The sequence below is a fragment of the Hoylesella marshii DSM 16973 = JCM 13450 genome, from assembly GCF_000146675.1.
GTDB lineage: Bacteria > Bacteroidota > Bacteroidia > Bacteroidales > Bacteroidaceae > Prevotella > Prevotella marshii.
In genome coordinates this window covers 665,987-680,813 of sequence record NZ_GL397214.1, presented here as the reverse complement: position 1 = coordinate 680,813, position 14,827 = coordinate 665,987, and the positions used below count along the sequence as shown (strand labels likewise).

Genomic DNA, 14,827 nt, shown 5'->3' with positions numbered 1-14,827 from the left:
TACCGAAAGCATCAAACCGCACGTGATTATCACGCCTGGCGTGGAGTTTAAGGAGCGGATGCGCCATATTTCCTACGAGCGCGAGGTGAAAAAGAAAAAGCCGTAAACGGCACGGCTCCGCTTTGAAAATCTCTTTCCATGGGACGGGAAGAGCAAGCCCCGCCGCCGGTCGTGCAGGAAGTATAAGAAATACCTTTATATAAAAATTGCTTGATTGTAAATTGCTTTATTACACACGAAGAGTGGTACGCGTCGCGATGACGCGTACCACTCGCTTTTTTATTGATAGAAAGGTAAGCGCTGTGGACATCAGGTGGGGTCTCCACCTCTTAGGACGATGCCTTTGTAAAAGGAAACCTCGGAGAGGTGACAGAATACAGGCAGGGGTGAAGCCCCTGACAAACATGCGCAAAAAGAAAAAGCCCCAAAGGGGCGATGGAACAGTAGCATATCCGTTATCGTTCCGTCACTCCTCCGGAGTTTTGATGGGGGGGATGCTTTCATACAGGGGTTGCGCTACCGCTTACCCCTGCCTGTAGTCCATCGCTCCTTCGGAGCTTCTTAGGACAACCTTTGCAAGGGAAAACCTCGGAGAGGTGACAGAATACAGGCAGGGGTGTATAACCCCTGACAAACATGCGCAAAAAGAAAAAGCCCCAAAGGGGCGATGGAACAGTAGCATATCCGTTATCGTTCCGTCACTCCTCCGGAGTTTTGATGGGGGGACGCTTTCATACAGGGGTTGCGCTACCGCTTACCCCTGCCTGTAGTCCATCGCTCCTTCGGAGCTTATAATCCCAATAACCTTATCCCGAACTCACGTATAAATTACTTGATTACACACAAAGAGTGGTACGCATCGCGATGACGCGTACCACTCGCTTTGTTTTATGGTCTGCCTGATGACGATAATCGGGAATCTTTGTGCCTGTTTCGCATTTTATTGTTACCTTTGTTTGCAACTTTTATCCATACATTATGACGATGATTCTTTATATTCTGATAGGACTTGCTGCAGGCATGGCAATCGGGGGATTGTGGGTTAGCAGCAAGTATAAAAGCGTGGAGAGCGATGCCATGCTTACAAAGCAGGCCTTGGAACAGGAACGTGAAAGGGTGGGGCAGATGGCGGCAGAGATGGACAAGGCAACGAAAGACCGCGACCGTTTGCAACAGGAAAAGACGGAGTTGGCCATCGCCGACGAGAAGAAGGGTACAGAACTTAGCATTCTGCGGGATGAGACGGACAAGGCTTCTGCCGAACTGAAAACGCTGCGGCAAGAGAATAAAGATTTGCATGCGCGGTGCGAAAGTATGGAGAACGAGCTGAAATTGCTTGCGGCGCAGGGAGAGAAAGAGGCGAGGATGAGGCAAGAACAGTTTGCCGAGCAGTTGAAAACCGTGCAGGAGCAATTCTCGAACTTAGCCACACGGGTGCTTGATAAAACATCGGAACGCTTGAAAAACGAAAATACCGAAAGCATGGAGCACATTACGCGTCCGCTGAAAGACAATCTGACGCAACTCCAACAGGCTATCGAAAGCAGTAATAACACATCGGTGAAGAACACGACCTCTCTTTCGGAACAGTTGAAACTCATGCTTGAGCAGACGCAGAAGATGGACAAGACGGCCACAAATCTGACCAACGTTCTGCGCGGAGACAACAAGCAGACGGGCGACTGGGGCGAGATGATTCTCAGCGAGCTACTCGACGCACAGGGGTTGGTACGTGGGGTAAATTACGATGTGCAAGATACCATTATCGACGAGCGCGGTCGCACGGTGACCAATGCTGATTCCGGTAAGCGGATGCGCCCCGATGTGGTGTTGCATTACCCCAACAACGAAGATGTGGTGATTGACGCCAAGGTCTCCATCAAGGCCTATTCCGACTACATGGAAGCTACCGATGAGCTGCAGAAAAAGCAGCATTTGAAAGCCCATATACAGAGTTTGCGCGGTCATGTGAGAGAGTTGGTGAGCAAAGATTACAGCAGTTATATCGTGAAGCCTCGCCGCGCGATAGACTTTGTTATCATGTTCGTGCCCAATGATGCTGCATTACAATTGGCATTGACCCACGAACCGAAGCTATGGAACGAGGCTTTCGAGCAGAAAGTCTTTATTACCGGCACGCAGAATCTCTTTGCCATTCTCCGCATGATAGAGATTGCATGGCGTCAGCATTCGCAGACAGAGAACCAGAAGCGCGTCTTTCTCATGGCCGAAGAACTCTTGAAGCGCGTGGGCGATTTCGTTTGCCGTTTCGACAAAGTAGGGAAAGGCATTGAAAACTTAAGTAGAGACTACGATGAGGCTTATAAAAAAGCCTATACCGGCCGACAAAGCATTGTGCAGAAAGCCAATGAACTGAAAGAACTCGGCGTGAAAGAAAACACGAATCTGCCCATTCCCTCGGCCGAGCCGGAATTGGAATAAGCTTTGATTCGTGGAATATCAGTGGCTTGACACTTATTGATTTTGGCTCCACAGAATCCCGATGATGACTTTCTTTCTTGCTTTTCTGCTTGTTTCATGGTTTATCCCTCTATCTCGGAGAGTTCCAACCATCGCATGCTCTTTTCGTCTAATTCGCGTTGCAGCTCAGGCAGTCGTTTGCTTTTTGCCGTGAGTTCTTCCACAGACAGATTGCCGCTGCACAATGCATCTTCAATCTTCTTCCGTTCTTCTTCGAGGATGGCAATCTCTTTGTCGAGCCTTTCAAACTCGCATTTCTCCTTATACGTCTTCTTCCTTTTCGTGTCGTTGCGGTAAACGGCTTTTTGCTCTTGTGGCTTAGGCGCAGTAGTCGGTGTCTCTTCTTTGCTTTGCAGGGAGTTCCAAGCTCTGTATTGCGTGTAATTTCCGGGAAAGTCTTTCACCTTGCCGTTGCCTTTGAACACGAGCAAATGGTCTACGACTTTGTCCATGAAGTAACGGTCGTGGCTCACGATGATGACACATCCGGGGAAGTCGGCCAAATATTCTTCCAATACTTGCAGTGTTTTGATGTCGAGGTCGTTGGTCGGTTCGTCTAAAACCAGAAAGTTCGGATTCCTCATCAGCACGGTGCAGAGATAGAGTTTCCTTTTCTCGCCGCCGCTTAGTTTATACACATAGTTATGTTGTTCTTCCGGTGTGAAGAGGAAGTATTGCAGGAATTGCGAGGCCGTCATCTTTCTTCCGCCGCCCAAATCTATGTATTCAGCAATGTTGCGCGCCACGTCTATCACTTTCTGACTTTCGTCAAAATGCAGTCCTTCCTGTGAGAAATAGCCGAACTTCACCGTCTCTCCGATGTCGAAGCGTCCGCTATCGGGTTTTTCCAGTCCAAGAAGCAGTCTGATGAAAGTGGTCTTTCCCGTGCCATTGTCTCCCACAATACCCATCTTTTCATAGCGAGCGAAGTTGTAGTAGAAATCCTTGAGAATCACCTTTTCTGCGTTCCATGCTTTCGAGATGTACTGACATTCGAATATTTTGTTGCCGATATACACGTTAGACGCTTTCAGCCTGACCTGCCGCTCCTCTATTCTCTGTTTGGCGATGAGTTCCAAGTCGCGGAATGCCTCTTCGCGATAGCGTGCTTTGTGTCCGCGTGCCTGCGGTTGCCGCCTCATCCATTCCAATTCCTTTCGATAGAGCTGATTGGCGCGTTGCAGCTCGGCTCTTGCGCTGTCCATACGTTCCTGCCGTTTTTCCAGATAGTAAGCGTAATTGCCCCGATAGGTGTAGATGGTTTGATTGTCGAGTTCCAAGATGACGTTGCATACTCTGTCGAGGAAGAAGCGGTCGTGAGTAACCATGAGCAACGTCCTGTTTCCACGACTGAGAAAGCCTTCCAACCATTCTATCATATTCAAATCGAGATGATTGGTCGGTTCATCGAGTATCAAGAAGTCCGGCTCGGTGAGCAACACATTTGCAAGTGCCACTCGTTTCTGCTGTCCGCCGCTCAATTGCCCCATAGGTTGCGAGAGGTCGGTAATTTTGAGTTGTGTCAGTATTTGTTTGGCTTTCACCACTTTCTCCGCCTCTCCCTGATGGTTGAAACATGCGTCGAGCACAGATTCCTCGGGGTCAAATTCGGGCGACTGTACCAAATATCCCACTTTCAAATCACGCTTGTACACGATTTCTCCCTCGTCTTTCCCCTCTCTGTCGGTCAGTATCGAAAGCAAAGTAGATTTCCCCATGCCGTTTTCTGCTATAAGACCGACACATTGCCCCTCGGCTATCGAAAAGTTGATACGATGGAATAAAACTCTGTCGCCAAACGATTTCGACAGATTTTGCACGTCTAAATAAGGAATAGAGTTTGCCATAAGCCCAATGCGAGGTCAGCGCGATTCGTCCAGCGAGCGGTTGATGTCGTCGATATAGTTGAGCAATTCATCCCTGCCCGTGCGTTTTTCCGCACTTGTAATGAAATAGGGCGGCAGTTCTTCCCATCGGTCTTTCAGTGCGTTCATATAGGCTTCAACGTTCTGTCTGGCTTTCACCGCTCCGAGTTTGTCGGCCTTTGTAAACACAATGGCAAAGGGAATGCTGCTTTCTCCCAACCAATCTATAAATTCGCGGTCATTCTGTTGTGCCTCGTGACGTATGTCTATCAATACAAATACGTTTATCAACTGTTTGCGTTGCAGGATATATGATGTAATCATCCGCGAGAGTTGCTGCTGTACGGTCTTAGAACGTTTGGCATAGCCGTAGCCCGGCAAGTCTACGAGATACCACTCATTGTTGATAATAAAGTGGTTGATGAGCAGTGTTTTACCCGGTGTTGCCGATGTCTTGGCTAAGTTCTTATGGTTGCAGAGCATGTTGATAAGGCTCGATTTCCCCACGTTCGACCGTCCGATAAAGGCATATTCAGGTTTCGTATCTGCCGGACATTTCTGCACGGTGGGGCTACTTATCACAAATTCCGATTTCTTTATTTCCATTGCCGTAATGATGTTGTTTTGTAAAAGGTAAGCTCTTACGTCGTGAAAGCATAGCTTTGAGACGATGAAAACATAGCTTTCACACCGTAAAAGCTATGCTCTTTTGTAAATGCCTGTCTGCCGTTATTTCCGAGGGGCTTACAAGCTGTTTCTTCATTGCCCCTCTCCCGCTTTTCGCAAGGTCAGGGAATTACGATCTTCTCCTTGTTTCTGATATAAATGCCTTTGGGCAATCGGGTGATATCCGTTCCCATATAGCGTCCGTCGAGGGTAAAGATGCGGCGGTCGTTCTCAACGTCGTTTCCCGTTGTAGGCATGTCGATGGCTGTCGGTGTGCCCTTAATGAAGTTGAATGTAACAAGCCCTGAATGCGTGTCCTCTGTGATACCGGTTAATGATTTATCCCATTTTGAACCGTGATATGGTTTGATATTAGGCAAATTCATTGCGTCATTGAAAGTATGTATGCCGCTTGTTCCGGGGAAAGGGTCGCCCTTGTATTGCGCAAAGAGTTTGTCTCGGTTTGTCTCTACGTAAGAAGAGTTCAACAAACCGTCTGCCGGCACCACGGTCATTCGTGGTTTTCCTTTTATGTTGTTCACAGCATTGGCTGTAAGGGAAAATAGATATGAGTCGTAGTTCACATGGTAAATCAGCAATCCATGGCCTCTTTGCTTTTCGTTCCAACCCGTCTGCTGTATGTTCTCCATCATGAAGTATTCGTTGCCGGAAGCATCGTTGTCGTTTACGATTCTGTAGGCTTTCCCTCCTTTGTCTATCGGTTGTATGTTGATAGCATTCGTTGTTTCGCTTAAGGTCTCGACACTCATCCAGTCGAATGCCTCTCTTTCCCATGCCGTATAGGCTGTCGGCGTATATCCGTTGTTTACGTATTCGCCGCCATCCATCAGACTCCAGTCCTCCATACCTTGGTTATCGCCCCGTGCGGGTGCGTAAGTGGGGTAGAAGTCGGGCAGACCCATGCAGTGAGAAAACTCGTGGCAAAACAGTCCGATGCCGTTGATGCGTTGGAGCGGGCTTTTCTTAAAAGCTCCCGGAAAACCTATCAGCTCGTTATTCAAACCGGCTCTTGCCACTTTGACACCATCGTAGATACGTTCGGGAACAGAGAAAACTTTCGGCCAGATGCAGTCGGTGGAATTGCCGTTGATGCTTTGCGAATAGCCACTGTATATGAGATATACCAAATCGGCATAGCCATCGTGGTTTGAATCATAGCGACTGAAGTCCAAACTGTCGTCCATCAGTGTGCATGCCTCTGTCACCATGTCTCTCACATTCACGTCTTTTACTCCGCCAACGTCTCCTCCATAGTGCTTTAAAGGCTGCGACAGTTTCACCGGTCCATAGACATCAAACTGCGGGGTGTAAGTGCCGAAACTCATATCGGTGAAGTACTGTTTTACGCTACCGTGATTCCTGTCTTCATTGTGACCGTAGTTCACAGGTTTTCCCTCACCGTTTAGGTATTGATAAAATGATTTTCTCGGGTTCGTCAGTGTGAAAGGCACATCCTGAAACTCTACCAAAATGACGATGGCTTTCGGTGAACCCGTGTGAGGAAACAAGGGAGGATTGGCTGCGGGCACAGCTCTCGTACTTAAAAAACGTTCTGCCATGCTGTCCATGTAGGCATAGAAACGTGATTTGTCTTGCTTTTCTATGGCTAAAACCTCTTCTGCGTTCCTTGTCTGGGTGTCATGTGCGAGAATAGCAGTAGAGGCCAATGTGCCGTCTTGCTTTACTTTTGCTATATAATAGCTATTTCCCTCCTGTACAAGAAGCACGCCGTCATCTGTGGTGGAATAGCTGAAATGCTCGTCGCCATGAAGTATCACACGAATCAAACTGCCGTCACTCTGTTTCACTGTTACTGTTCCCGATTGGGCTTTGGCTGCTTTCACGCTTACAGAAACGGCCAATAGGGCAAAAAAAAGTAGTAATTTTTTCATCGTTTATTGTTCATTGGATGAATATGACCTAAGTGCGGTCACCTTAATTTTTATTAGAATATGATGCAAAAGTACGATTATTTATTCATATACTAAAGGACTTTGAGCTATTTTTTGTATGTTTGCAATGGTATATAACACCTTGATAATAACATGAAAACCAATGGTCGAATACAGCTCTTCCCGTTTTTCCGCGTAGCAATAGCACTGATTCTCGGTATTGTTGCGGGTGAATCGTCGGCCGGTTGTATTCCGATTATCGGCCTGTATGCAACGCTCATAGGGATACTGACTGCTGTTTTTCTGGTAAGAAAGTTTATTTTTCAAAGTGTAATGTTGCTGTTCGCTACATTTGTTCTTGGCATATTGCTCGTTTGTTTGGAAGAGAGCAGACTGTCGGTCAATCTTCCTGAAGATGAAAAGGTGTATGAAGCAGTAATCACCAGTCAACCTGTGGAACGGGGAAAGACCGTACAATTCGACATGGTAGTCGTGAAAGGACTGAATGAAAGGCCGTTGAAAGCAAAGGCATGGTTACTGAAAGACAGTTTGAAAAGGCGTTACCTGCGTCTGAATGTGGGAGATGGTATCACGGCATTATCGAAGTTCCATCAACCGGAAAATCGTTTTGCGACAACTCGTTTCAATCATTGCATGTGGATGAAAACACACGGTTTTACAGCAGAAACATTCATTTATTATCGCAATTGGGAAAAGTCTGTGGTAGATTTGCGTGCCCTTTCACTCCTCGAACGTACGCGTATTGTGCTACTCGCTTATCGCCAAACTCTTTTAAAGCAATATAAAACCATAGGATTAGACAGCGATGCCTATGCCATTGTTGCCGCTATGACATTGGGCGACAAGTCTTTCGTTTCCCGAGAGCTCAAAGATACCTATGCCATATCTGGCGCATCGCATGTGTTGGCCTTGTCGGGGTTGCATTTGGGCATTATCTATGCCCTGTTCATCATGTTGGGATTGAGACGGCGGGGGATGGCCGGCATACTGCTGTTGTTAACGTCCGTATGGGCATACGCCTTACTCGTAGGGCTGTCTTCTTCAGTGGTCAGGGCAGCTGTTATGCTCTCCGTCTATGCCTTCTTTTCCCTTGGTCATCGCGAGAAGATGTCGCTGAACGTCTTGTCGTTTACGGCTTGCATCATGTTGGTATGTCATCCGTTGGCTCTTTACGATGCCGGTTTCCAACTGTCGTTCTGTTCCATGCTGTCCATCACACTTCTTTTCAAACCTCTTTATCGACTGTTCGATGAAAAATGGCTCGCCTGTCATCGCCTTGTGGCTTCACTTTGGTCTATGACGCTCGTCTCTTTCACTGCACAGATAGGTGTCGCTCCGCTTATCGCCTATTACTTTGGACGTTTCTCCTGCTATTTTCTGCTGACCAATTTCGTGGCCGTTCCGCTGGCTACAGCCATTCTTTACTTATCTTTCCTGTTCTTTACAGTGGGGCAATGGTCGGTTGTCCGACTGCTGTTCCTGAAAGTAATGTCTGCAATTATCCATGCCTTGAACACATCGTTAAACTTCATTGCCCATCTTCCTTACGCTTCTGTAGAAGGTATCAACTTATCGGTATGGCAGGTGGCGATGCTATATTGGCTCATCGTCTGCGTGTGTCTGTTATGCCGCTACACGCTGCGCCCTTTTCAGCCAAAGCGAGATGTGCCTTGGTATGCTTAGCTGGCAATGTAAGAAAAAGAGAGACAAAGGGGTGGAAAGTCGTTTTTTTTCAGTAAGTTTGCAAACCTAAAACGCTATATAAAGGATATAGAAAAATGCAGAAAGCCCTGTCGCTGTACGAACTGAACTCACTCGTAAAAGAGGTTTTGGAAATTTCCATGCCGGAAGAATATTGGGTGGAAGCCGAACTTTCGGAAGTTCGGGAGAACAGAGGGCACTGCTATATGGAGCTGATAGAAAAAGACGAACAGAGCCATACGGCTGTGGCTAAGGCATCGGCAAAGTGTTGGCGTAACGTCTGGTCAACCCTTTCAACCCATTTTATGCGAGTAACGGGGCAATCGTTGCATGCCGGTATGAAATTGTTGCTGCGGGTTTACCCCCAATTTCATGAGGCATATGGCTTTTCTTGGATTGTTTCAGACATAGACCCCACGTTTACCATGGGCGATATGGCACGCAAGCGACAGGAAATCATACGTCGATTGAAGGAAGAAGGCGTGTTTGATTTGAATAAAGAACTGTCTATTCCTATGTTCGTTAAACACATAGCGGTTATTTCAAGCTCAACGGCGGCAGGCTACGGCGACTTTCTGAACCAATTAAAAGACAATGCTTATGGTTTTGCATTTGAGCCTCAGTTGTTTGACGCTGTGATGCAGGGCGAAGGAGTGGAAGCAAGTATTATCTCTGCGCTTAATGCGATTAATGCCGAAGCCGACCGTTTCGACGTTGTGGTCATTATCCGAGGCGGTGGAGCAACCAGCGATCTTTCCGGATTTGATACCCTTTTATTAGCTGAAAACATAGCCAATTTCCCTTTGCCTGTCATCACCGGTATCGGACATGACAGAGATGAAAGTATTCTCGATATGGTTTCGCATACGAGTGTCAAAACTCCTACAGCCGCAGCAGCCTTTCTGATAGACCGATTGCAAAGAGTTGATGAGCAGATAGATGAGTGTAAGCGGGTTGTAGTGAGAGCTGTGACACGGAAAATGGAGGCCGAAAGATTGCGATTAGGCCGTATTTCAAGCAATATCCCAATGCTTTTTTCACTTGTAAGAACACGTGAGGAAGCATTGTTAGACAGTCTCCACCAGCGGATAGCAACTCTTGCGCATGCCTATTTCTCGGCAAACAGTCAGCATTTGCAAACTCTTTGGCTGCGTTTGCTGCCCCTTGCCGAGCACAGACTGATGCATGAGAACCATCGTATTGAACTTCTTGCAGAAAAAGCGATAGCTCTCGACCCTTCCATGCTTTTGCAACGTGGCTACAGTATGACGCTGCACAATGGAAAGGTGGTGAAAGATGCCGCACAACTGCATTGCGGTGATAAAATAAAAACACGGTTGGCAAAGGGCGTAATTGAATCAGTTGTAGAATAAAAAGAAAGAAATATGAAGAAAGAAATCAAATATGAAGAGGCTGTCAGACAGTTGGAAACCATTGTAAAACAAATGGAAGACGGAGATTTAGATATCGACTCGATGAGCAAGGAGTTGAAAACAGCACAGCAACTCATCAAGCTCTGCAAAGACAAACTGACTAAGACGGATAAAGAAATCAAAGCCATCCTGCAACAGGAAGAATAACATATCAAAAGCAGAGATGAACAGTCATTTCACGGGAAACTCTCGTCCATTCGTATTTTTATTGTTACTTTTGCATTGATTTATAATTAATCGTACACGAAAACGGAACATCTCATGAAAGATTTAGATTGGGCAGCACTGTCCTTCGGGTATTTCCCGACGGATTACAATGTGCGTTGTTACTACAGAAATGGTAATTGGGGCGAGATAGAAGTCTGTACTGACGACCATCTGAACATCCATATGGCAGCTACCTGTCTGCACTACGGACAGGAAGCCTTCGAGGGGTTGAAGGCCTATCGCTGCCCCGACGGCAAAATAAGGGTGTTTCGGATGGATGAAAATGCCGCCCGTTTGCAGTCGACTTGTCACGGCATCATGATGCCCGAGGTAAGTATCGAGCGCTTCAAAGAAATGGTGTGCAAGGTGGTAAGGCTGAATCAAGCCTATGTTCCCACGTATGAGAGTGGCGCAACACTCTATATTCGTCCGCTGCTTATCGGCATCAGTCCGCAAGTGGGCGTGCGTCCGGCATCGGAATATCTGTTCATTATCTTCGTAACTCCTGTAGGCCCCTATTTCAAAGGCGGCTTTTCTGCCAATCCATACGTCATTACCCGCGACTGTGATCGGGCTGCTCCACTCGGAACGGGCTGCTTTAAAGTGGGTGGAAACTATGCTGCGAGCTTGCGAGCCAATAGCAAGGCACATGAACAAGGCTACACCTGTGAGTTTTATCTCGATGCAAAAGAGAAGAAATATATTGATGAATGTGGGGCTGCAAACTTCTTCGGTATTAAGAATAATACATATATAACGCCTGAATCCTCGTCTATTCTGCCCAGCATCACTAACAAAAGTCTCATACAACTTGCTCGAGATTTCGGCATGAACGTAGAGAGAAGACCCATCAAAGTAGAGGAACTCGATACGTTCGATGAGGCTGGTGCTTGTGGAACAGCAGCCGTTATCAGTCCGATTTCATATATTGATGACCTCGAAACCGGTAAACGATATACTTTTAGCAAAGACGGAAAGCCGGGACATGTGAGCACCCGACTCTACAGAGGTTTGCTCGACATACAGTACGGCATTGCTGAAGACTGTCACGGATGGACGTCTGTTGTGGTGGAATGACCCGTAAAAAGATACGAATATGAGCAAGGGGAAGTTGCAGAAGTTTGCAGATATGGAAACGTACAACAACGTTTTTCAGTTTCCTTATTCGGTAATAGAGCAAACTTCTTTTGAAATGAAAGGGAAATGGTGTACGGAGTATTTCAAGAACAATCATCCTATTGTGCTCGAATTAGGATGTGGTAAGGGTGAATATACTGTGGAATTGGCCAAGCTCTATCCCGAAATAAACTTTATCGGTATAGATATTAAAGGGTCGAGAATGTGGACAGGTGCTACGCAGGCTATCCGCGAGGAACTGAAAAACGTGGCCTTTCTGCGTACAAATATAGAAATTATTGACCGTTTCTTTGGCAACAACGAGGTAGAAGAACTGTGGCTTACGTTCAGTGACCCGCAGATGAAACACCCGCGGAAACGTTTGACAAGTACCTATTTCATGAATCGCTACCGAAAATTTCTCGTTGATGGGGGTGTTATCCATCTGAAGACTGATTCCAACTTCCTTTTTACTTATACTGACTGTATGGTATCGCACAACCATCTACCGCTTCTTTTCAAAACGGAAGACCTTTATCACACGGAGATCGGAGACACAGATACCCATCAAATCCTTTCTATTAAGACATATTACGAAAGCCAATGGATGGAGCGGGGTATTCCTATTAAATACATGAAGTTCCGACTTCCGCATACGGGGGAGCTTTCCGAACCCGATGTAGAGATACCGCTCGATGAGTATCGCAGCTATCATCGTAACAAAAGGAGTGGTCTGGTCAATGCGAAATGAAAACAACTACGTTGCTGACAAATTGAAAACGAAAGTTATGGAGCATCCTTTTTCACGCACGGAATTGTTGTTAGGCGATGCTGCCATCGGGGTATTGAAAAACGCCCACATAGCGATTTTCGGATTAGGTGGCGTAGGCAGTTACGCGGTAGAGGTGTTGGCACGCAGTGGGGTGGGAGCACTCGACCTCTTCGACGATGATTGCGTGTGTGCGTCCAATATCAACCGGCAACTCTACGCCTTGCACAGTACGGTAGGAAAGCCAAAGGTGGAGGTAGCGAAACAGCGCGTACAAGACATTAATCCCCAATGTGCTGTAAATACCTATCGTATGTTTTATCTACCCGAAAATGCCGATGATATTGATCTTTCGCAATATCATTACGTCGTGGATTGCATTGATACCGTCACGGCAAAGATAGAACTGATACGTCGTTGTCATCGTTTGCAAGTGCCAATCATTTGCAGTATGGGAGCGGCGAATAAGTTGGATACCACCGCTTTTAAAGTAGCCGACATCTACAAGACGGATATCGACCCGCTGGCAAAAGTGATTCGGAAGAGGTTGCGCAAAGAGGGTATCCCTCGGTTGAAGTGTGTATATAGCGAGGAAAAACCGCTATGCCCCATAGAAGGTATAGATACGTCAGCAACCGAATACACTTCCATTGCCGAAGAGAACGATTCATCGCGAGGTAAGAAGCGCATAATTCCGGCCAGTGTAGCTTTCGTTCCCGCTGCTGCCGGTTTGATTATAGGAGGAGAAGTGGTACTTGATTTATTGCGAAAAGCGGGAGTGTTACGTCCCAATTCGCAAAAAGAATACAATGAAAGGTCAACTTAAAGAAAGGAAAAGAAATGAATTTGAAAAGTATGATGCAGTCATTGGAAACGATGACAGATAAGGAAAAAATAGTAAAAGTACTTCAGGAAAGTGTGAAATACTTACTTACTGATTACCAATTGACTGTTTGCGGCATTACATTCTATCCTCTTGAAGCAGAATGTTATCTGTATCGTGCAGGAGTGTTTGAAGATAGTTATGTGCATGACAACGAACTGCAATGTAACCACTACGGTGAGTTCTATGTGCATCGAACAGTTCGCACGGCAGAAAAGAAATATAAGATGGACAATAGAGTTTGTCTTGGTGTATGTCTTTCACCTTCGGATTCCTTCTATTATAGCACTTTGATTCGCAGTGCAGTGTTCGATGACGGTGAGAAAGTCTTTGGCCCTAACAATGTATTGACAGCACTTGTGCGACGTATCAATGAGCAAACGCACCTTATAGCCCCCGCTTTCTTTACCTCATCCCGTCATGGTTCGTTCGAGATGTCCAAAGTTTTTCCACTCATTGAAGGGTGTACGATACTTTTTCCTATCAATTCCGAGGTCGACCCACGAGGAGCTTCTGAGGTAATGTTCTCCTCGCGTGTAGGCTTGGGAGACAGCAACCCTTACTTCCGTCAGTTGCTTTTGCGTGCCGTGACGGGAGGTTTAGGCAAGGAATATGCCTACAAAGACAAGACCACAATTCTGCTGAATGTGCTAAAAAGCAAACAACTAAAAGGTGAACAGGCAGCTGTGGAAGCCCGAAGGCTATTCGGGTCTGCTCCTCGTAAAGTCTTAGAAGCCTTAGAGAATAGCTAAAATAAGTATGGATTTAACCCAAATCGGTCATGAAGTCCTGTACAGATTTTGTTTGATTGTCGTTCAGATTGTTTGTTGTCTTGTCGTAGGTGTAGCGGGCTATGCCGAGAAAGGGCGGAAGAGAAGATGCCGACAAGTGAATAAAAGATGACAGGGAGCCATGTCACCCATAGTGAAAGGGTAGATAAGCGGCATCATGACCGATTGGGGGTTAACTGTTGGCTTAGTTAGAAAAAGAAAAGGATGATGATGAAGTACGGGCATAAAAAAATTGATTGTCTCACGACAATCAATCTTTATTAACCTTAATAATCTAATACCATGAAAAACACACTGCAAAGATAAGCATAATTCCTTATCCTGCAATACTTGCAAGCAAGAAAGTGTCGTTATGTAACATTAATTAAATGTTTTACCATTCCACTTAACAGTTCTTTGCTGTAAAATAGGTCTTAAGTTACTTTTATCGGCACTTGTCAGTAATGGTAAAGAAAGATTCAGCACCAGTGTGTTTGTACTTGTTGAAAGTTCTGCTTTCACCATTTGGGGGTCTATCATACCTTTTAGTTCTTCAAATCGGGACGTAGTCATAGTATCGGGTTGTATGATTAAGCCTGTTGTCGTTAAAGGCATGTCGCCGATATACTTCCAAGATTGCGAATAAAATGCCACTTCACTCTCTGCTTCGGGCGCAAAGCATGTTTTTACCATGCAAATAATAGAGTCTGCCCCTTCAACAGGTAATCGTTTGAGTTGTATTTCGGTGGATTCGTTGAGTCGAATACGTAGATAATCTGCTGTCAATGTATCCATCGTGCTGTGCCCTTCCAGAAGATTGTCTATGCGGGTTTTTATCTTTTCACTTGCAGATACTGTGAGTGCCATGCGTTTTTCCGCATTTAGATAGGGTAGGATACTGTCCGGCATACTCACCCAAAGTTCTTTCATAGACTTTGCGGAGACAACGGTAACAGCACATATATATATATATATAATGATGATTTTTTTCATTCCTTTGTA

At 46.0% G+C, this 14,827-nt stretch carries 11 protein-coding genes and 1 pseudogene; 8 read left to right on the top strand and 4 right to left on the bottom strand.

The genetic code is table 11. The features are described 5' to 3' along the window. The first annotated feature begins 978 nt into the window (after positions 1 to 978). The gene (locus HMPREF0658_RS02910; RefSeq protein ID WP_006948432.1) at positions 979 to 2,442 is read left to right on the top strand and encodes a DNA recombination protein RmuC; all 1,464 of its coding nucleotides are present in this window, start codon (positions 979 to 981) and stop codon (positions 2,440 to 2,442) included. Between the two features lie 101 nt (positions 2,443 to 2,543). On the opposite strand, the gene HMPREF0658_RS02905 is transcribed toward HMPREF0658_RS02910, so the two are convergent. The 3 genes from HMPREF0658_RS02905 to HMPREF0658_RS02895 all read right to left on the bottom strand — a co-directional run bounded on the left by HMPREF0658_RS02905 (position 2,544) and on the right by HMPREF0658_RS02895 (position 6,925). Continuing rightward, on the bottom strand, positions 2,544 to 4,328 hold the full coding sequence (locus HMPREF0658_RS02905; RefSeq protein WP_006948431.1) for an ABC-F family ATP-binding cassette domain-containing protein: 1,785 nt from the start codon (positions 4,326 to 4,328) through the stop codon (positions 2,544 to 2,546). 15 nt (positions 4,329 to 4,343) lie between these two features. Beyond that, positions 4,344 to 4,952: a ribosome biogenesis GTP-binding protein YihA/YsxC gene (yihA, locus tag HMPREF0658_RS02900; protein ID WP_006948430.1), complete on the bottom strand. Its 609-nt coding sequence runs from the start codon at positions 4,950 to 4,952 to the stop codon at positions 4,344 to 4,346. Positions 4,953 to 5,134: 182 nt separating this feature from the next. Next, entirely contained in the window at positions 5,135 to 6,925 is a 1,791-nt protein-coding gene (locus tag HMPREF0658_RS02895; RefSeq protein WP_006948429.1) for a M6 family metalloprotease domain-containing protein, read from the bottom strand. 153 nt (positions 6,926 to 7,078) lie between these two features. On the opposite strand from HMPREF0658_RS02895, the gene HMPREF0658_RS02890 reads away from it, so the two are divergent. The 7 genes and pseudogenes from HMPREF0658_RS02890 (at position 7,079) to HMPREF0658_RS02860 (ending at position 13,807) form a co-directional block, all read left to right on the top strand. Beyond that, positions 7,079 to 8,629 carry a ComEC/Rec2 family competence protein gene (locus tag HMPREF0658_RS02890; RefSeq protein ID WP_006948428.1) on the top strand — a complete coding sequence of 517 codons (1,551 nt, stop codon included), beginning with the start codon at positions 7,079 to 7,081 and terminating at the stop codon, positions 8,627 to 8,629. Between the two features lie 95 nt (positions 8,630 to 8,724). Further along, on the top strand, positions 8,725 to 10,020 hold the full coding sequence (gene xseA / locus HMPREF0658_RS02885; protein WP_006948427.1) for an exodeoxyribonuclease VII large subunit: 1,296 nt from the start codon (positions 8,725 to 8,727) through the stop codon (positions 10,018 to 10,020). Between the two features lie 12 nt (positions 10,021 to 10,032). Next, complete coding sequence (xseB, locus tag HMPREF0658_RS02880) at positions 10,033 to 10,227, top strand: exodeoxyribonuclease VII small subunit (protein ID WP_006948426.1); 195 nt, start codon at positions 10,033 to 10,035, stop codon at positions 10,225 to 10,227. Positions 10,228 to 10,338: 111 nt separating this feature from the next. Then, positions 10,339 to 11,364, top strand: a pseudogene (locus HMPREF0658_RS02875) (branched-chain amino acid aminotransferase); the annotation flags it as partial. A 19-nt stretch (positions 11,365 to 11,383) separates the two neighbouring features. Further along, positions 11,384 to 12,154: a tRNA (guanosine(46)-N7)-methyltransferase TrmB gene (gene trmB, locus HMPREF0658_RS02870; RefSeq protein WP_006948424.1), complete on the top strand. Its 771-nt coding sequence runs from the start codon at positions 11,384 to 11,386 to the stop codon at positions 12,152 to 12,154. 37 nt (positions 12,155 to 12,191) lie between these two features. Beyond that, a complete protein-coding gene (locus HMPREF0658_RS02865; protein WP_036883571.1) occupies positions 12,192 to 12,998 on the top strand; it encodes a tRNA threonylcarbamoyladenosine dehydratase in 807 nt (268 codons plus the stop codon). A 14-nt stretch (positions 12,999 to 13,012) separates the two neighbouring features. Further along, positions 13,013 to 13,807, top strand: coding sequence for a hypothetical protein (locus tag HMPREF0658_RS02860; protein ID WP_006948422.1), 795 nt, complete (start codon positions 13,013 to 13,015; stop codon positions 13,805 to 13,807). A 399-nt stretch (positions 13,808 to 14,206) separates the two neighbouring features. Here the strand turns inward: HMPREF0658_RS02860 and HMPREF0658_RS02855 are convergent, their stop codons facing one another. Then, positions 14,207 to 14,818 carry a DUF3256 family protein gene (locus HMPREF0658_RS02855; protein WP_006948420.1) on the bottom strand — a complete coding sequence of 204 codons (612 nt, stop codon included), beginning with the start codon at positions 14,816 to 14,818 and terminating at the stop codon, positions 14,207 to 14,209. Positions 14,819 to 14,827: the final 9 nt, after the last annotated feature.

What these genes read in the sequence shown, in the direction of transcription:
- HMPREF0658_RS02860 (WP_006948422.1), top strand. Translation starts at nt 13,013, where the DNA reads ATGAATTTGAAAAGTATGATGCAGTCATTGGAAACGATGACAGATAAG.
- xseB (WP_006948426.1), top strand. Translation starts at nt 10,033, where the DNA reads ATGAAGAAAGAAATCAAATATGAAGAGGCTGTCAGACAGTTGGAAACC.
- yihA (WP_006948430.1), bottom strand. Translation starts at nt 4,952, where the DNA reads ATGGAAATAAAGAAATCGGAATTTGTGATAAGTAGCCCCACCGTGCAG.
- HMPREF0658_RS02855 (WP_006948420.1), bottom strand. Translation starts at nt 14,818, where the DNA reads ATGAAAAAAATCATCATTATATATATATATATATGTGCTGTTACCGTT.
- HMPREF0658_RS02890 (WP_006948428.1), top strand. Translation starts at nt 7,079, where the DNA reads ATGAAAACCAATGGTCGAATACAGCTCTTCCCGTTTTTCCGCGTAGCA.
- trmB (WP_006948424.1), top strand. Translation starts at nt 11,384, where the DNA reads ATGAGCAAGGGGAAGTTGCAGAAGTTTGCAGATATGGAAACGTACAAC.
- HMPREF0658_RS02910 (WP_006948432.1), top strand. Translation starts at nt 979, where the DNA reads ATGACGATGATTCTTTATATTCTGATAGGACTTGCTGCAGGCATGGCA.
- xseA (WP_006948427.1), top strand. Translation starts at nt 8,725, where the DNA reads ATGCAGAAAGCCCTGTCGCTGTACGAACTGAACTCACTCGTAAAAGAG.
- HMPREF0658_RS02865 (WP_036883571.1), top strand. Translation starts at nt 12,192, where the DNA reads ATGGAGCATCCTTTTTCACGCACGGAATTGTTGTTAGGCGATGCTGCC.
- HMPREF0658_RS02905 (WP_006948431.1), bottom strand. Translation starts at nt 4,328, where the DNA reads ATGGCAAACTCTATTCCTTATTTAGACGTGCAAAATCTGTCGAAATCG.
- HMPREF0658_RS02895 (WP_006948429.1), bottom strand. Translation starts at nt 6,925, where the DNA reads ATGAAAAAATTACTACTTTTTTTTGCCCTATTGGCCGTTTCTGTAAGC.